This is a genomic window from Saccharothrix coeruleofusca, from assembly GCF_014648515.1.
GTDB lineage: Bacteria > Actinomycetota > Actinomycetes > Mycobacteriales > Pseudonocardiaceae > Actinosynnema > Actinosynnema coeruleofuscum.
Genome location: NZ_BMRG01000001.1, coordinates 765,274 through 781,853, shown reverse-complemented (window position 1 = coordinate 781,853; position 16,580 = coordinate 765,274). Strand labels below are relative to the sequence as shown.

At 72.0% G+C, this 16,580-nt stretch carries 17 protein-coding genes; 13 read left to right on the top strand and 4 right to left on the bottom strand.

Annotated features, from left to right (window positions below):
* Positions 1 to 412, top strand: a 412-nt coding sequence (locus IEZ00_RS04035; RefSeq protein ID WP_189221608.1) for a DUF4232 domain-containing protein, incomplete at its 5' end; no start/stop codon positions are given.
* Positions 413 to 466: 54 nt separating this feature from the next.
* Here the strand turns inward: IEZ00_RS04035 and IEZ00_RS04030 are convergent.
* Complete coding sequence (locus IEZ00_RS04030; RefSeq protein ID WP_189221607.1) at positions 467 to 1,558, bottom strand: inositol-3-phosphate synthase; 1,092 nt, start codon at positions 1,556 to 1,558, stop codon at positions 467 to 469.
* Positions 1,559 to 1,612: 54 nt separating this feature from the next.
* Positions 1,613 to 2,158, bottom strand: a complete 546-nt coding sequence (locus tag IEZ00_RS04025) for a PadR family transcriptional regulator (RefSeq protein ID WP_189221606.1) — start codon at positions 2,156 to 2,158, stop codon at positions 1,613 to 1,615.
* 162 nt (positions 2,159 to 2,320) lie between these two features.
* On the opposite strand from IEZ00_RS04025, the gene IEZ00_RS04020 reads away from it, so the two are divergent.
* The 3 genes from IEZ00_RS04020 to IEZ00_RS04010 all read left to right on the top strand — a co-directional run bounded on the left by IEZ00_RS04020 (position 2,321) and on the right by IEZ00_RS04010 (position 7,321).
* The gene (locus IEZ00_RS04020; protein ID WP_189221605.1) at positions 2,321 to 2,725 is read left to right on the top strand and encodes a DUF5318 domain-containing protein; all 405 of its coding nucleotides are present in this window, start codon (positions 2,321 to 2,323) and stop codon (positions 2,723 to 2,725) included.
* A gap of 94 nt (positions 2,726 to 2,819) precedes the next feature.
* Complete coding sequence (locus IEZ00_RS04015) at positions 2,820 to 5,663, top strand: transglycosylase domain-containing protein (protein ID WP_268248649.1); 2,844 nt, start codon at positions 2,820 to 2,822, stop codon at positions 5,661 to 5,663.
* 95 nt (positions 5,664 to 5,758) lie between these two features.
* Entirely contained in the window at positions 5,759 to 7,321 is a 1,563-nt protein-coding gene (locus IEZ00_RS04010; RefSeq protein ID WP_229794996.1) for a glycosyltransferase family 87 protein, read from the top strand.
* A 31-nt stretch (positions 7,322 to 7,352) separates the two neighbouring features.
* On the opposite strand, the gene IEZ00_RS04005 is transcribed toward IEZ00_RS04010, so the two are convergent.
* Positions 7,353 to 8,720 carry a glycosyltransferase family 87 protein gene (locus IEZ00_RS04005; RefSeq protein ID WP_189221780.1) on the bottom strand — a complete coding sequence of 456 codons (1,368 nt, stop codon included), beginning with the start codon at positions 8,718 to 8,720 and terminating at the stop codon, positions 7,353 to 7,355.
* A 26-nt stretch (positions 8,721 to 8,746) separates the two neighbouring features.
* A complete protein-coding gene (locus tag IEZ00_RS04000; RefSeq protein ID WP_189221602.1) occupies positions 8,747 to 9,517 on the bottom strand; it encodes a deoxyribonuclease IV in 771 nt (256 codons plus the stop codon).
* Positions 9,518 to 9,691: 174 nt separating this feature from the next.
* Here IEZ00_RS04000 and IEZ00_RS03995 point away from each other — a divergent pair, with 174 nt between their 5' ends.
* From IEZ00_RS03995 to IEZ00_RS03955, 9 genes are all read left to right on the top strand, one after another.
* On the top strand, positions 9,692 to 10,684 hold the full coding sequence (locus tag IEZ00_RS03995; protein ID WP_189221601.1) for a hypothetical protein: 993 nt from the start codon (positions 9,692 to 9,694) through the stop codon (positions 10,682 to 10,684).
* 118 nt (positions 10,685 to 10,802) lie between these two features.
* On the top strand, positions 10,803 to 11,099 hold the full coding sequence (gene rpsF, locus IEZ00_RS03990) for a 30S ribosomal protein S6 (protein WP_189221600.1): 297 nt from the start codon (positions 10,803 to 10,805) through the stop codon (positions 11,097 to 11,099).
* A gap of 7 nt (positions 11,100 to 11,106) precedes the next feature.
* A complete protein-coding gene (locus IEZ00_RS03985) occupies positions 11,107 to 11,595 on the top strand; it encodes a single-stranded DNA-binding protein (RefSeq protein WP_189221599.1) in 489 nt (162 codons plus the stop codon).
* Between the two features lie 51 nt (positions 11,596 to 11,646).
* Positions 11,647 to 11,886: a 30S ribosomal protein S18 gene (gene rpsR, locus IEZ00_RS03980; RefSeq protein WP_189221598.1), complete on the top strand. Its 240-nt coding sequence runs from the start codon at positions 11,647 to 11,649 to the stop codon at positions 11,884 to 11,886.
* Between the two features lie 15 nt (positions 11,887 to 11,901).
* Positions 11,902 to 12,357, top strand: a complete 456-nt coding sequence (rplI, locus tag IEZ00_RS03975) for a 50S ribosomal protein L9 (protein ID WP_189221597.1) — start codon at positions 11,902 to 11,904, stop codon at positions 12,355 to 12,357.
* A 430-nt stretch (positions 12,358 to 12,787) separates the two neighbouring features.
* A complete protein-coding gene (gene dnaB, locus IEZ00_RS03970; protein ID WP_372448500.1) occupies positions 12,788 to 14,149 on the top strand; it encodes a replicative DNA helicase in 1,362 nt (453 codons plus the stop codon).
* A 68-nt stretch (positions 14,150 to 14,217) separates the two neighbouring features.
* A complete protein-coding gene (locus IEZ00_RS03965) occupies positions 14,218 to 14,781 on the top strand; it encodes a TetR/AcrR family transcriptional regulator (RefSeq protein ID WP_189221596.1) in 564 nt (187 codons plus the stop codon).
* A 19-nt stretch (positions 14,782 to 14,800) separates the two neighbouring features.
* Positions 14,801 to 15,694, top strand: coding sequence for an exonuclease domain-containing protein (locus tag IEZ00_RS03960; RefSeq protein WP_189221595.1), 894 nt, complete (start codon positions 14,801 to 14,803; stop codon positions 15,692 to 15,694).
* Positions 15,695 to 15,760: 66 nt separating this feature from the next.
* The gene (locus tag IEZ00_RS03955) at positions 15,761 to 16,564 is read left to right on the top strand and encodes a GGDEF domain-containing protein (RefSeq protein ID WP_189221594.1); all 804 of its coding nucleotides are present in this window, start codon (positions 15,761 to 15,763) and stop codon (positions 16,562 to 16,564) included.
* Positions 16,565 to 16,580 lie beyond the last annotated feature (16 nt).

Sequence of the window (16,580 nt, the reverse complement as noted above, 5' to 3'; positions counted from 1 at the left end):
CGCCTCCGCCAAGCCACCTCGGTGCACGAACCTGGAGGTCTCGGCCCCCGAGGTGGCCCAGGACAGCGGCAGCCTGCACGTGCGGGTGGTGTTCACCAACCGCGGCGGCCGGGAGTGCTCGGTGGCGGGCTTCCCCGGCGTGCGCCTGGACGGGGCCGACGGCACCTCCTGGGACCTCGTCCGCCAGCACCAGGCGCCCGCGTCGCTGACCCTGCCGCCGGACGGGCGGGCGATGAGCAAGCTGACCTTCCTGCCCGAGGCGCCCGAGACGGGCTGGGCCGTGCGGACGCTGGTGGTCACCCCGCCCGACACCACCCAGACCCAGGAACTGCCCTGGACGGCCGGGCCGGTGCTCAAGCAGGACGCCGCGACCCACCCCGGCACCTACATCGGCCCGCTCAGCGCCATGTGACGACGACGCCCCCGCACCCGGACAGCCGGGTGCGGGGGCGGTCGTCGAAGGGGGTCAGCGCTCCACGTCGCCGCGGATGAACGCCTCCACCGCCGCGTGCGCCTCGGAGTCCGAGTACTGCTCCGGCGGGGACTTCATGAAGTACGAGGAGGCGGACAGGATCGGGCCGCCGATGCCCCGGTCGAGGGCGATCTTCGCGGCGCGCACCGCGTCGATGATGATGCCCGCCGAGTTCGGCGAGTCCCACACCTCCAGCTTGTACTCCAGGTTCAGCGGCACGTCGCCGAACGCCCGGCCCTCCAGCCGCACGTAGGCCCACTTGCGGTCGTCCAGCCACGCCACGTAGTCCGACGGGCCGATGTGGACGTTGCGCTTGCCCAGGTCGCGGTCGACCTGGGAGGTGACCGCCTGGGTCTTGGAGACCTTCTTGGACTCCAGGCGCTCCAGCTCCTTCATGTTCAGGAAGTCCATGTTGCCGCCCACGTTGAGCTGCATGGTGCGGTCGAGCTGGACGCCCCGGTCCTCGAACAGCTTGGCCAGCACGCGGTGCGTGATGGTCGCGCCCACCTGGGACTTGATGTCGTCGCCGACGATCGGCACGCCCGCCGCGCGGAACTTCTCGGCCCACTCCGGGTCGGAGGCGATGAACACCGGCAGCGCGTTGACGAAGGCCACGCCCGCGTCGATGGCGCACTGCGCGTAGAAGCGGTCGGCCTCCTCGGAGCCCACCGGCAGGTAGGACACCAGCACGTCCACCTCGGCGTCGCGCAGCGCCTGGACCACGTCCACCGGCTTCTCGTCGGACTCCTCGATGGTCTCCCGGTAGAACCGGCCGAGGCCGTCGAGGGTGTGCCCGCGCTGCACGGTGACGCCCAGCGGCGGCACGTCGGCGATCTTGATGGTGTTGTTCTCGCTGGCCGTGATGGCCGCCGCCAGGTCCTGGCCCACCTTCTTCGCGTCGACGTCGAACGCGGCCACGAACTCCACGTCGCGGACGTGGTAGTCGCCGAACTGCACGTGCATCAACCCTGGCACCCTGCTGTTCGGGTCGGCATCGCGGTAGTAGTGGACACCCTGCACCAGCGACGCCGCGCAGTTGCCGACCCCGACAATGGCCACTCGAACGGTGCGGCGGTTGTCGCCCATGCCGAGTCCTCCTTCTTGTTCTCCGTCAGTGCCCAGCTCAGTGGGCGAAACTTGCTAGTCGTCCCGCTCGCGCTGCTCGGCCTGCTCGTGGGCGATCAGCTCGTTGAGCCACCGCACCTCGCGCTCGGTGCTCTCCAGGCCGAGCCGGTGCAGCTCGCGGGTGTAGCGGTCGATCCGCTCGCTGGTGGCCGATAACGACGTGCGCAGGCCCTCGCGGCGCTCCTCGACCCGGCGCCTGCGGCCCTCCAGGATGCGCATCCTGATCTCGGCGGGGGTGCGGGAGAAGAACGCCAGGTGCACGCCGAACGAGTCGTCGTCCCAGGTCTGCGGGCCCGCGTCGGACAGCAGTTCGGCGAACCGCTCCTTGCCCTCGGCGGTCAGCTTGTAGACCTTCCGCGCGCGGCGGCCCCACCGCGCCGCGTCGTCCTCGGGGGTCTCCTCCACGATGAGCCCGCCGCGTTGCAGGCGGCGCAGCGTGGGGTACAGCGTCCCGTAGGAGAAGGCGCGGAACGCTCCGAGCAGCTCGTGCAGCCTCTTGCGCAGCTCGTAGCCGTGCATGGGCGCCTCGTGCAGCAGGCCCAGGACCGCGAACTCCAGCACGGGTCACCTCCAACCCTGGGCTCCGATGGGTGTGTCGAGTATATCGAGGCGATACATCCGCGCTCGCTGAGCGTGTGCCCTGGGCCACACTCGGTGCCGTGAGAAACGCCACTGGACTGAACGGCCGACCGAAGGGGTTGGAGCGCCCCGTACTCTGGTCCCGTGCCGACCCAACGCCAGGTGGTGGACTACGCGCTGCAGCGCCGTGCGCTGCTGGCGGAGGTCTACTCGGGCCGGGTGGGCACCATGGAGGTGTGCGACGCCAGCCCGTACCTGCTGCGAGCTGCGAAGTTCCACGGTGAACCGAGCGATGTGACCTGCCCGGTGTGCCGCAAGGAGCCGCTCACCCTGGTGTCCTGGGTGTACGGCGACGAGCTCAAGCACGCGGCCGGGTCCGCGCGCACCGCCGAAGAGCTCACGCGCATGGCCAACCTCTTCGAAGAGTTCAACGTCTACGTCGTAGAGGTTTGCCGCACATGTAGTTGGAACCACCTGGTGCAGTCATACGTCCTGGGTACGCGCGACTTGGATGCCCACAAGCCGCGCAGGAGGACCGCGGCGGAGTGAACGGGCTCCCACCGCGGGCGCCGCGCGCCCGAGCGACGGCGACGTACGACCACCGAACCGCGCGCTGCCGCGCGCCGGTCTGGGAGGCCTTTTCGTGAACGACCAGCATGACGACAGGCACCGTGGCGGGGAGCCGCAGTGGCCGACCGGGGAGGACCCGGACGGCGGTGCGCAGCCACCGCGCTACGGCGCCCAGGATCAGCCGGAGCGTCCGAGCACCCCGCCCGGCGGCTTCGCACGACCGCAGCCGCCGCGCCAGGGCACGCCGCCCGGCGGTTTCGCGCGTCCGCAGGGCGGGGGCACGCCCCCGCGCGGCATCCCGCAGGGCCAGCCGCCCCTGGGTGGTCCCGGCCAGCCGCCGCGCGGGCAGGCGGGTCCGCCGCCACCACCGCCCGGCGGCCCCGCCCCCGGCGGTCCCCAGGCGGGCCAGGGCGGCCCCGCCCAGGGTGGCCCCGGCCCGCAGCGGCCCGCCACGCCTCCCGGCGGTGCGCGCCGTCCCGGCCCGGCCGGTCCGGTGCCCCCCGGCGGACGGCCCCCGGCCGGTGGTCCGGGCGGTCCGCGCCGTCCCGGCGGCCCCGGTCCCGAGCGCAGGCCCGCCGATGAGCCGACCGACCTGCTGGCCCCGGTGCAGCCGCCGGTCGCGGAGCGCGAGCCCCAGCTGCTCACCCACCGCGAGCCGGACGAAGAGGTCATCGAGGCGTACTACGACGACGAGGACGAGTACGACGACGAGGAGCTGACCGACGAGGAGGCACGTGCCTTGCGCCGCAAGAAGATCTGGCGGCGCGTGCGGCGCGTCTCCTACGTGGTGCTCGGGCTGATGGTGCTCAGCCCGCTGGTCGCCTTCGCCATCGCCTACCAGATCGTCGACGTCCCGATCCCCGAACAGGTCGCCGCCCAGCAGGGCAAGGCGATCACGGTGCTGTACTCCGACGGCTCGGAGATGACCAAGATCGCCCCGCACGGCGCGAACCGCAGCCTGGTCAAGTACGAGGAGCTGCCGGACACGGTCAAGAACGCGGTCTTCGCGGCCGAGGACCCGACGTTCATGACCAACCCCGGTTTCGACATCAAGGCCATCGCCCGCGCGGGCTGGTACCAGCTGACCGACCGGGACAGCGGCGGCTCGGGCCTGACCCAGCAGTACATCAAGCAGGCGACCGAAGAAGACGACCTCACGTTGACCCGCAAGTTCAACGAGATCGTCAAGGCGTACAAGATGTCCAAGCAGCAGGGCAAGCCGGAGATCCTGACCGCCTACCTCAACACCATCTACTTCGGCCGCTCCGCCTACGGCATCAAGACCGCCGCGGAGATGTACTACGGCAAGCAGCTGGCCGAGCTGACCCCGTCCGAGGCCGCGCTGCTCGCGGGCATGATCCAGAACCCCGGCCGCTCCGAGGACGAGGCGTACACCAAGGAGCGCTGGGAGTACGTGATGGGCCAGATGGTCGAGCACAAGATGATCGACCAGGCCTACCGCGACTCGCAGACCTTCCCGACGATCAAGCCGCTGGCCGACGTGCAGCAGTTCGCGCTGGAGGGCCCGCTCGCGCACGTGCAGAACCAGATCGAGCAGGAGATGGCCAAGCACAACGTGCCGCGCAACGTGGCGCAGAAGCGCGGCGCGGTGGTGCACACCACCATCGACCCGGCGATGCAGAAGGCCGCCGACGAGGCGGTCAACGAGATCATGGCCAACCAGCCCGAGGAGCTGAAGTACTCGCTGACCGCCATCGACCCGAACACCGGCGCGGTGCGCGCCTACTGGGCGGGCAAGGACGGCAACGGCATCGACTACGCCAAGGGCACCATCCAGGAGGCGGGCTCCTCGTTCAAGCCGTTCGACCTGGTGGCCGCGCTCAAGATGGGCAAGGGCCTTGGCTCGACCTACGACGGCACCTCGCCGCGCACGTTCCCCGGCCTCAAGGACCCCATCCGCAACGCGACGGACCCGAACAACTCATGCGGCAAGGAGTGCCCGATCCGCGAGGCCATGCGGCTGTCGCTGAACACCGTGTTCTACGACATGGTGCTCAACGACACCGGTGCCCAGGCGGTCGCCGACGCGGCGCACCAGGCGGGCATCCCCGAGTCGGTGATCATCGAGGGCAAGGAGCGCAAGCTCCTGGTCGGCGAGAACGGCGGCAGGCCCAACGTGGGCATCTCCCTGGGTGGTGACGACGCGCAGGTGCGGCCGTTCGACATGGCCTCCGCCTACGCCACGTTCGCCGCCCGCGGCGTCTACCGCGAGCCGTTCTTCATCACCAAGATCACCGACGCCGAAGGCGACGTGCTCGTCCAGCCGCCGGTGGTCGAGCGGCCCGCGTTCGACCCCGACCCGCAGAAGAGCCGGGACATCGCGGACAACGTGACCGAGGCGCTCAAGGTGATCCCCACCTCGTCCAAGATCGGCTGCGCGGGCGGGCGCGAGTGCGCGGGCAAGACCGGCACCCACGAACTGCCCGACAACGCCTCGCAGAACTCGAAGGCGTGGATGGTGGGCTACACCCCGTCGCTGTCGGCGGCGGTGTGGATGGGCCGCAACGAGGGCAACGTGGCGCTGCAGGACGCCAGGGGCAACGCGATCTTCGGCAGCGGCCTGCCCGGCAAGATCTGGCAGAAGTTCATGGACAAGGCGCTGGCGAACAGCCCGAAGGAGACCTTCCCCAAGGCCAAGCCGCTGGGCCAGTTCGAGAACCCGAGGAAGGTCGTCAGCTCCGCGCCGTCCTCGACGCCGAAGAAGGAGGACGACCGCAAGGAGGACAGGAGTCGGACCTCGACCCCCACGGCTCCGTCCGTCCCGGAGTCGTCGGCGCCCCCGAGCATCCCCACCAGGCCCGGCGGCGGCAGGCCGTGCGGCGTGCTCTGCACGTCCGACCCGCCCCCCTCCAGCGGCGGTGAACGACCCGATCCCATCAGCGATCCGACCAGATGAGCGAAGGGCCCGGCGCACCAGCGCCGGGCCCTTCCGCTTGCGCGGGCGTCGACTTCTCACACGGGCCGTGGGCCGGTACCCGTAGCATCCGGCGGGTGGTTAGCCCTTCGCAGAGCCCGCAGGCGGACGCCGACGACACCGATTCGCTCACCACGGGCGAGCGCGTCCACCCCACGTGGACCGAGCCGCTCGTGCGCGGCGCCAGCAGGCTGGTGGGCGGCCCGCTGGGCAAGCACGCCGCGGTGGGGCGGCAGTGGTTCTGGACACCGCTGCGGGTGGTGCTGCTGCTGGCGCTGGTGACGCTGTCGCTGGCGTGGCTGCAGAAGTCCCCGTGCGTCCAGCAGTACGTCGACGCCAACGGCGTGGTGCAGCTGGACTGGCGGGGCAGCCGCCAGTTCACCGCCATGTGCTACTCCGACACCGTCCCGCTCTACACCGCCGAGCGGTTGGACAAGCCGGACACCTTCCCCTACAAGACCTCCTGGATCGACGACCAGGGCAAGCCCACCGAGCACGTGCGGTACATGGAGTACCCGGTGCTCACCGGCCTCTTCCAGTGGGTCAACGCGCGCATGGCGCAGGGCTGGACGGAGCTGGCCGAGTCGGGCTGGCTGCCCTCGCCGATGACGGTGATCGTCTACTTCGACATCACCGCGGTGTGGCTGGCGCTGGCCTGGCTGGTGACCGCGTGGGGCACGCTGCGGATCTCCCGGCGCAGGCCGTGGGACGCCGTGCTGGTGGCCGTGTCGCCGCTGGTGGTCGTGCACGCCTTCACCAACTTCGACACGCTCGCCACCGCGTTCGCCACCGCGGGCCTGCTGGCGTGGGCGCGGCGCAAGCCCGTGCTGGCCGGCGTGCTGCTCGGCCTGGGCGGCGCGGCCAAGCTGTACCCGCTGTTCCTGCTCGGCCCGCTGCTGCTGCTGTGCTGGCGGTCCGACAAGCTGCGGCAGGGCCTGTCCACGGTCTTCGCGACGCTGCTGACGTGGGCGGCGGTGAACGCGCCGATCGCGCTGCTGTACCCGGAGGGCTGGCGGGAGTTCTTCCGGCTCAACACCGAGCGCGGCGTGGACCCGGACTCGCTGTACAACGTGCTGGCCCAGTGGACCGGCTGGCAGGGCTTCGACCCCGGACTGGCGCCCGGCCAGGCGCCCGAGGTGCTCAACACGGTCAGCGCGGCGCTGTTCCTGGTCTGCTGCGCGGCGATCGGCGTGGTCACCCTGTCCGCGCCGCGCAGGCCCCGGTTCGCGCAGCTGGGTTTCCTGGTGGTGGCGGCGTTCCTGCTGACGAACAAGGTGTGGAGCCCGCAGTACTCGCTGTGGCTGGTCCCCCTGGCGGTGCTGGCGCTGCCGCGCTGGAAGCCGCTGCTGGCGTGGATGGCGGTGGACGCGCTGGTGTGGGTGCCGCGGATGATGTTCTACCTGGGCGTGGACAACAAGGGCCTGCCGATCGACTGGTTCCTCGGCGCGGTGCTGCTGCGCGACGTGGCGGTGATCGCGCTGTGCGTGCTGGTGGTGCGGGAGATCTACCGGCCCTCGCGGGACCTGGTGCGGCTGGCCGGGGACGACGACCCGGCGGGCGGGGTGTTCGACGGCGCCCCGGACCGCCGGGTGCTGCGGCTGGGCCGGGGCGCGCGGCGGGTGGCCGAGCCGGTCGGCTGAGCGGGTCGGCCGTCCCTGGTCGGGGCGGGTGTCAGGCGGCGCGCGGCGCGGTGAGCGGGACGCGCCGCCCGACCCGTTCGGCGAACGGCACCACCTCGGCCCGCAGGAACACCACGAACAGCGCCACCAGCAGCGCCGCCCTGCCCCACACGCCGATCACCACGGCCTGCGCGGAGAACCCGTCGTAGATGCCCGAGGGGCCGCCGTACTCGATCGCGAAGAACCACCGGAAGATGCCGATGCCCATCGCCAGGTCCGCGGCGAAGTAGGCGAACGCCCAGCCCAGCGGGATGCGCAGCAGCACGAACATGGGCACCAGCCACAGCGTGTACTGCGGCGAGTGGACCTTGTGCAGCAGCAGGAACCCGCACAGCATCGCCGCCGACACCGGGATCCACGGGTAGACGCCCTCGCGCTGGTAGCGCTGCCAGCCCAGCCAGCACGCCAGCAGGAACGACAGCACCATGCACACCGGCGAGAGCAGGCCCACCACCGACTGCATGGTGTCGTCGGCCATGAACGGACGCATGGACCAGTACCAGATGGAGTTGGTGGTGATGTCCACCCGGCGCATCTGCTGGAACGCGAACGACGCCTTCCAGCCCTCCAGGCCGATCACCGCGAATGGCAGGTTGATCAGCACCACGGTCACGATCGACGCCAGCGCCACCTTCAGCGCGCCCGCGTAGTCGTAGCCCTTGCGCGGGTCGGCGGTCAGCACGTACAGGGCCAGCGGCAGCACGAAGATCGCCGGGTAGAGCTTGAACGCGAACCCGACGCCCAGCAGCACCGAGGCCACGACGGCGCGGGTCAGCAGCGGGCGGTCCGCGCCCCGGCGGCCCCAGCCGCGGTGCACCACGTAGACCGCGGCCACCGCGCAGAACACCACCGGCAGGTCCCAGTTGTGGAAGGCGTAGAGCACCATCGGCGGGCCGATCGCCCACAGCAGCGCCCGCCACCGGGTCAGCTTGCCCAGCAGCCACGCGGTGGCCAGCCCGAACGGGGCCATCAGCAGCGCGGAGAACAGCAGGAAACCCGCGTCGTTGTGGGCGAACACCGCGCCCGCCCAGATCAGCAGGCCGGTCAGCACCGGGTACTCGACCGTGCCGCCGACCAGCACGCCCTTGCTGTTGATGCCGCCGTGGACGTAGGGGAAGACGTGGCGGTCGACGTCGCGGCCGATCCAGAGGTGCTGGATGTCGGAGTAGCAGACCTCTTCCTTGTTGCGCCGCTCGTAGTCGGGCTGGCTGCGGCCCCACTGGTCGAACCCTGGTCCGGTGCAGCGGTCCTTGTTGGCGAAGCCCGCCAGCAGGGTCAGCCCGCACAGCAGGACCAGCGCGGCCAGCGCGGCCCGGCCGAACCGGCGCGAGCGCTCCCCGGCACGCCCGCGTCGGGGCATCGCGGCCACCACCTCCCGCGCCACGGTCACCGGCCCAGGCGCTCGCGCAGGTAGGCGATGTCCGCGGCCTGGCCCTCGTCCGGTGTCTCCACCAGCACCGGGCAGCCCGCCGCGGCGCACACGGCCACCAGCTGGTCGGGGTCGATCGTGCCGGACCGGACGCCCGCGTGCCGGTCGCGGGAGGAGCCGAAGGCGTCGCGGGAGTTGTTCAGGTGCACCAGGTCGATTCGGCCGGTGAGGGCCTTGACCCGGTCCACCACGTCGACCAGGTCCTCACCGGCGGCGAACGCGTGGCAGGTGTCCAGGCAGAAGCCCGCGCCGAACTCGCCCACCGCGTCCCACAGCCTGCCCAGCACGTCGAACCGCCGCGCCACCGCGTTCTCGCCGCCCGCGGTGTTCTCGATCAGGATCGGGACTCCGAAGCCGCCCTGCTCGGCCTGGCGCTCGAACAGCTTGCGCCAGTTGGCGATGCCCTCGGCGACGTCCTCGCCCTTGGCGACGTGGCCGCCGTGCACGACCAGGCCCCGCGCGCCGACCTCGGCGGCGGCCTGGGCCTGCTGCGCCACCGCCTTGCGGGACGGGATGCGGACGCGGTTGTTCAGCGAGGCGACGTTGATGACGTAGGGGGCGTGCACGAACACGGTCAAGTCGCTGTCCCGCAGCCGCTCGGCCTGCGGGTGCGGCGCGGGGGCCTTCCAGCCCTGGGGTTCGGAGAGGAAGAACTGGACGACCTCGGCCCCGCGGGCCGCCGCGGCGCCGAGCGGGTCGTCGTCGCGGACGTGGGCCCCGATGCGCATGACCATGGAGGGTAGTCGGCGCGGGGAACACCCGGACGGGCACCGCTGCTACGACAGCTGCTACGACATCCGCCGCCACATCCGCCGGGGCCGGCCTATGGCGCGCGTCACCACCAGGACCTACGCTCGTTACTTGGGAGTAGGTAGTGGTGTCGCCGGGGCAGGAGGCAGGACATGCGGACCCGCTGGGCACGGGTGGCAGGCGCGGCGGCCGCGGTGCTGTCGGTCGGAGGGCTGTCGATCGGCGGAGCGGGGTCGGCCGCCGCCGCGGAACCCGTGGTGGTGGGCAGCTGCGCGACGACCGTCCAGGGCGCGCCGGGCACCCCGATCTCGCTCAGCCCCGCCGCCGTGGTCGACCCGGTGGTGCACGCGGTCCGGGCGGTGCCGCTGCTCGGCCCGCCGCTGGCCGACCCGCTGCGCGCCACCTTCACCGCCCTGCCGCCCATCCCCGTCGGCGCGGTCCCCACCGGCTCCGGCGTGATCACCGGCGGCCAGATCGCCGAGCGGGTCAACGCCGAGCTGGCCGAGCTGCCGCTGCTGGGACCGGTCATCGGCGCGCTGACCAGCGGCGTGCACGCCGAGCTGAGCAAGCTCTGCGGCATCACCGCGCAGGCCGTCAACACCGCCGCGGGCACCGTCCAGGAGGGCTCGAAGGCGCTGGCCGACGCCTCCCAGCGGGCCACCGGCCAACTGCCCGGCGTGCCGGGCGGCCAACCCGCGCCCGGCACCCCGCCCGCCGCCGAACAGCCCGGCGGCACCCCGCCCGGCACCCCCGCCGCGAGCCCGCCCGGCCCCGCCACCGGCACGGTCGCCCCGGTCGGCGGCGTCGGCCCGCTGGAGCTGCCGCTGTACGGCACGACGGGACAGGGCTCGGGGGTGAACTTCGGCAGGCTGCCGCTGTTCAGCTACGGCTCGCTGCCCTTCGCCATGCCCGGCCAGTACTCGCCCTCGCCCGGCGTCCGCTACGGCGGCCAGGTGCCCGGCTACACGCCCGGCTCCGGCCTGCCCGGCGAAGCCGACGGCGTGCGGACCGCCGGTCGCGCCCAGGCGCTGCCCGGCTCGGGCGCGGGCGGCGTGGCCGCCCCCGTCCTGCTGGCCGTGCTGCTGCTGGCGTGCGTCACCGGCGCGCTGGTCCGCACCTGGGTGCTGCGCCGCGCCACCGCCTGAGAGCTGGGGTTTTCGTCCCTCCGGGGTGCGCCCTGTACCCTTGTCGGGTTGCTGACGCGACGACCCTCCTGCCACGGAGAGCCCGTGGCCGCGAGTCCACAGGAGGTGAGTGGTCTTCATGCGTCATTACGAAGTGATGGTCATCCTGGACCCCAGTCTCGACGAGCGCACCGTCGCGCCCTCGCTCGACACGTTCCTCAACGTCATCCGCACCAGCGGTGGCAACGTGGAGAAGGTCGAGGTGTGGGGCAAGCGCAGGCTGAGCTTCGAGATCAAGAAGAACAGCGAGGGGATCTACGCGGTGCTCGACCTGACCGCGACCCCCGACGCGGTGAAGGAGCTGGACCGCCAGCTGGGCCTGCAGGAGACGGTGCTCAGGACCAAGGTCCTGCGCCGGGAAACCGCCAAGGCCTGAGCCCGGCATGGCTGGCGAGACGACGATCACGGTGGTCGGGAACCTGACCGCCGATCCCGAGCTGCGCTTCACCCAGTCCGGCGCCGCGGTGGCGAGCTTCACGGTCGCCTCCACGCCCCGGACCTTCGACCGCCAGAGCGGCGAGTGGAAGGACGGGGAGGCGCTGTTCCTGCGGTGCAACGTGTGGCGGCAGGTCGCGGAGAACGTGGCCGAGTCGCTCACCCGCGGTTCGCGCGTGCTCGTCACCGGGCGGCTGCGCCAGCGCTCCTTCGAGACGAAGGAAGGCGAGAAGCGCACCGTCGTGGAGCTGGAGGTCGACGAGATCGGCCCCTCGCTGCGCTACGCGACCGCGAAGGTCAACAAGGTGAGCCGGGGAGACGGCGGCGGCGGCTTCGGCGGCGGCCAGCCCTCCCGTCCGAGCGCGCCCGCCGACGACCCGTGGGGCTCCGCCCCGCCTGCCGGGTCCGGCGGCTTCGCCGACGAGCCCCCCTTCTAAGACCTCGCACCGGTCACCCAGACACACACCGCTTCATCCAGGAGTCCACACATGGCCAAGCCGCCTGTGCGCAAGCCCAAGAAGAAGGTCTGCGCGTTCTGCAAGGACCGCAACGCGAACGCGATCGACTACAAGGACACCACCCTGCTCCGAAAGTACATCTCGGACCGGGGCAAGATCCGCGCCCGCCGGGTGACCGGCAACTGCAGCCAGCACCAGCGCGACGTGGCCGTCGCGGTGAAGAACGCGCGCGAGATGGCGCTGCTGCCCTACACCTCGACCGCTCGCTGACAAGGGGGGACAACCGTGAAGCTCATCCTCACCGCTGACGTCAGCGGCCTCGGTGGCCCCGGCGACGTCGTCGAGGTCAAGGACGGCTACGGCCGCAACTACCTGCTGCCCCGCGGCCTGGCCATCGTGGCCACCAAGGGCGCGGCCAAGCAGGTCGAGGTCATCCGCCGCGCGCAGGAGACCCGCCGCATCCGCGACCTGGACCACGCCAAGGAGGTCAGGGCCTCGCTGGAGAACCTGGGCTCGGTGACGCTGAAGGCCAAGGCCGCCGCGGGCTCGAAGAAGCTGTTCGGCTCGGTCACCACCTCCGACGTGGTCTCCGCCGTCCGCGCCGCGGGCGGCCCGACGCTGGACAAGCGCTCGATCGAGCTGGCGGGTCACATCAAGACCCTCGGCAAGCACTCGGTGAACGTCCGGCTGCACCCGGAGGTCACCGTCGCGCTGGCCGTGGAGGTCTCGGCCGCGGGCTGAGTCCGTCAAGGCACCGGGAGCGCCGCCCACCGATTTCGGTGGGCGGCGCTTTCGCGTGCCCGCCGTCCGCCGACCCTGTGGACAACTCGTGTTACACCTCGACCGCGACACGCCGCGATCGCAGTAACACGCGACACGCCGAGGTGTGGCGAACGAGTTTCTCCACAAGTTATCCACAGCCACTGAGCTGCGAAAACTTTCGCCACGGGGCTAGTTGTCCCCAGGTTGTCCACAAGATCCGCGACCCCTGTGGTCAGCTCCCCACAACCATCCCCAAGCTATCCACAGGTCTGTCCTCAGGCTGGTTTGCCTGCCCCGCACGGAGGGCTCTAGCGTCCGGCTGTCGCTGAGCCACCGGCCGCGTGGCACGCGGGAATTGTCGGTGGGACGGGGTAGAAACAGCGGCACGATTCGATTGGGGTGAGTTCGCGTGGCGCTGGTGGACGACCGGGGGATGGCCGAGCCCGGCTTCGAACGACAGCCCCCGCAGGACCTCGCCGCCGAGCAGTCCGTGCTCGGCGGCATGCTGCTGAGCAAGGACGCCATCGCCGACGTCGTCGAGGTGCTCTCCCCCAACGACTTCTACCGCCCCGCCCACCAGGCGGTCTACGACTGCATCCTCGACCTCTACGGCCGGGGCGAACCCGCCGACCCGATCACCGTCTCCGCCGAGCTCGAACGCCGCGGCGAGCTGCTGCGCGTCGGCGGCGCCCCCTACCTGCACACCCTCATCGCCACCGTGCCCACGGCGGCCAACGCCAGCTACTACGCCGAGATCGTCGCCGAGAAAGCCGTCCTGCGACGCCTGGTGGAAGCGGGCACCCGCATCGTCCAGCTCGGCTACAACGGCGCCGAGGGCGCCGACGTCGACGAGGTCGTCGACCGCGCCCAAGCCGCCATCTACGAGGTCACCGAGCGGCGCACCACCGAGGACTACGTGGCGCTGGAGGACCTGCTCCAGCCCACCATGGACGAGATCGACGCCATCGCCTCGCGCGGCGGGTCCTCCCTGGGCATCCCGACCGGCTTCGCCGACCTGGACGAGCTGACCAACGGCCTGCACCCCGGCCAGATGATCATCGTCGCGGCCCGGCCCGGCGTGGGCAAGTCAACGCTGGGACTGGACTTCGCCAGGTCGTGCTCGGTGAAGCACGGTCTGACCAGCGCGATCTTCTCGCTGGAGATGAGCCGCACGGAGATCGTGATGCGGATGCTCTCCGCCGAGGCGCGCATCCGGCTGGGCGACATGCGCAGCGGTCGGATGAGCGACGACGACTGGACCCGGCTGGCGCGGCGGATGAGCGAGATCAGCGAGGCGCCGCTGTTCGTGGACGACTCGCCGAACCTGACCATGATGGAGATCCGGGCCAAGGCGCGGCGGCTCAAGCAGCGGCACGACCTGCGGCTGCTGGTGGTGGACTACCTGCAGCTGATGTCGTCGGGCAAGCGCAGCGAGTCGCGGCAGCAGGAGGTCTCGGAGTTCTCCCGGAACCTGAAGCTGATCGCGAAGGAGCTGGAGATCCCGGTGATCGCGATCAGCCAGCTGAACCGAGGTCCCGAGCAGCGCACGGACAAGCGCCCGCAGCTGTCGGACCTGCGCGAGTCGGGTTCGCTGGAGCAGGACGCGGACATGGTGATCCTGATCAACCGGCCGGACGCGTGGGAGCGGGACGACCCGCGCGCGGGTGAGGCGGACCTGATCCTGGCCAAGCACCGCGCGGGGCCGACGGCGACGATCACCGTGGCGCACCAGCTGCACTACAGCCGGTTCGCCGACCTGGCGCAGGGCTGATCCGGGGCTGATCGGCCTCTCTCGCGGAATGCGGTCGCGCGGGGCCGCCGCGGTTCTACCATCGTCGGATGCCACCCGACGCGGCGCGGCGCAGCGAGCAGTCGAGGCGGGCGACCTTGGCAGCGGCGTTGGAGCTGGTGGAGGCGCTCGGCCACACGGGGCTGACCATCGAGGCGGTGGCCGCGCGGGCCGGGGTGGGCAAGCAGACGATCTACCGCTGGTGGCCGTCGAAGGGCGCGCTGCTGTTCGAGGCGTTCCTGGAGTTCGAGCCGGGCGGGCAGGAGCCGCCGCGGCCCTCGGCGCTGGCCGACGACCTGCGGCGGGCGGTGGCGGACGCGATCGACGAGGTGACGCAGCGGCGGTTCGACCAGGTGTGCAGGCTGCTGGTGCACGAGGAGCGGGCGGACCTGCTGGCGCTGCTGATGGCGCCGCGGCGGTTGGCGGTGGAGGAGCGGTTGCGGCGGGCGCAGCTGCTCGGGGAGATCTCCGCCGACCTGGACGTGGTGGCGGCGGCGGAGCTGCTGCTGGGGCCGGTGTACCAGCGGTGGCTGCTGCGCTCCGCGCCGCTGTGCGACTCGTTCGCCGACACGCTGGTGGAGCTGGTGCTGCGGTCGCTGCGCGGCGGGCCGTGATGGGTAAGGTCCGCCGGTTGTGGGATACGCCGTGGTCGACGTGGAGACGACCGGGTTCGCCGCTGGCCGCGCGGACCGGGTGGTCGAGGTGGCCGTGGTGCACCTGGACGAGGGCGGTGCGGTCACCGGCGAGTGGTGCACGCTGCTGAACCCCGGCCGCGATCTCGGGCCGGGGCGCGTGCACCGGATCAGCGCCGCCGACGTGTGGCACGCGCCGACGTTCGCGCAGGTCGCGGGGACGTTGGCGGGGTTGTTGGCCGGGCGGGTGGTGGTGGCGCACAACCTGGCGTTCGACGCGCGGTTCCTGGCGGCGGAGTTCGCGCGGCTGGGGGTGGACGTGCCGCTGGTCGGGTTGTGCACGATGCGGTTGGCGGCGGACTTCCTGCCGGGGGTCGGGCGTTCGCTGCGGGCGTGCTGCGAGGCGGCGGGTGTGGTGTTGGCGGAGGCGCACTCGGCGTTGCACGACGCGCGGGCCACAGCGGAGCTGTTCGCGGGATACCTGCGCGCGGGTGGTCGGTGGCCGGAGCTGCTGGACCGGGTCGCGGCGGCGGCGTGGCCGGTCGTGCCGGGTGACGCGGTGGCGGAGGTGCGGCGGGGGTCCGCGCCGCCGCGTCCGCGTTCGGAGCCGGTCGCGTTGAGCCGCGGTGACCTGGTGGTGTTCACCGGGCAGATGGCCGACCCGCGCGAGGTGTGGGAGCGGCGGGCGTGCGCGGCGGGGCTGCGGGTCAACCGCGGGTACGTCACGAAGGCGACGCGCGTGCTGGTGGCGGCGGACCCGTGGACGTTGTCGGGCAAGGCGCGACGGGCCCGCGCCTACCGGGTGCCGATCGTGTCCGAGGAGGACTTCGCCGCGATGCTGGGGTTGCTCGCGGCCGGGAAAGATCACCGGTCCGGGTGGTCCCAGGTCTATTGAAAAGCGATGGACCGGCGAGAAGGGTTGTGACGGACGGGGTTGCCGCCGGCGGAAGGCCCGAGTCCTATGCGCACCGTGCAGACGAGTTCCTGGGACGACCTGGTAGCCGCGCTTCCGGTGGGCGTGCTGCTCCAGGACCAGGGGGGCGCGGTGCTGGCGGGCAACCGACTGGCCGCCGACCTGCTGCGGTTGCCCGAGCTGGCGGGCGCGCACTGCCCCGCCGCCAGTGACGACTCGGGCGCGCCGCTGCCCAGCTGCGCGGAGCTGGCCGCGCAGGTGCTGCGGACCGGGGCGGCGCTGACCGTGCCGATGGTGCTGCCGCACACCCGGCTGTGGGCCGAGTACCACCCGGTGGTCGTGAGTGGGCAGCCCCGGCTGCTGGTGCTGCTGCGGCCCGCCGCTTCTCCGGTGCCGCCGCCCTCGGCGGGCCTGGTCGACCCGCTGACGGGGCTGCCCGGCCGGGCGCTGCTGCTCGACCGGCTGGAGCAGTCGCTGACCAGGGCCCGCACCCACGGCACCCTGGTGTCGCTGGTGCTGCTCGACGTGCACCGGCTGGCCGCGGTCAACCGGGAGCACGGGTTCGAGCGGGGTGACGAGTTGTTGCGCGCGCTGGCCGGGCGGCTGCGCCAAGGGCTGCGGCCGGACCACACCGTGGCCCGCTACGGCGGTGACGAGTTCGCCGTGGTCGCCGAGCACCCGGACGGCAGCGGCGCGGCGATCGCGGAGCGGGTGCGGGCGCTGGCCGGGCCCGCGGTGCGGGTCGCGGACGGGTGGCTGCGGCCGGGGGTGCGGGTCTGCTGGGTGACCAGCGACGGCGAAGCTCCGGTGGACGCGGTGGTCGCGCACGTGGCGGACCGGTTGCGCGGCTGATCCGGAACGGGCGAGG

Excerpts from the sequence above, each read along its gene's own strand:
- IEZ00_RS04030 (WP_189221607.1), bottom strand. The coding sequence starts at position 1,558 with ATGGGCGACAACCGCCGCACCGTTCGAGTGGCCATTGTCGGGGTCGGC.
- IEZ00_RS04005 (WP_189221780.1), bottom strand. The coding sequence starts at position 8,720 with ATGCCCCGACGCGGGCGTGCCGGGGAGCGCTCGCGCCGGTTCGGCCGG.
- IEZ00_RS04000 (WP_189221602.1), bottom strand. The coding sequence starts at position 9,517 with ATGCGCATCGGGGCCCACGTCCGCGACGACGACCCGCTCGGCGCCGCG.
- IEZ00_RS03995 (WP_189221601.1), top strand. The coding sequence starts at position 9,692 with ATGCGGACCCGCTGGGCACGGGTGGCAGGCGCGGCGGCCGCGGTGCTG.
- rpsF (WP_189221600.1), top strand. The coding sequence starts at position 10,803 with ATGCGTCATTACGAAGTGATGGTCATCCTGGACCCCAGTCTCGACGAG.
- IEZ00_RS03985 (WP_189221599.1), top strand. The coding sequence starts at position 11,107 with ATGGCTGGCGAGACGACGATCACGGTGGTCGGGAACCTGACCGCCGAT.
- rpsR (WP_189221598.1), top strand. The coding sequence starts at position 11,647 with ATGGCCAAGCCGCCTGTGCGCAAGCCCAAGAAGAAGGTCTGCGCGTTC.
- IEZ00_RS03965 (WP_189221596.1), top strand. The coding sequence starts at position 14,218 with ATGCCACCCGACGCGGCGCGGCGCAGCGAGCAGTCGAGGCGGGCGACC.
- IEZ00_RS03955 (WP_189221594.1), top strand. The coding sequence starts at position 15,761 with ATGCGCACCGTGCAGACGAGTTCCTGGGACGACCTGGTAGCCGCGCTT.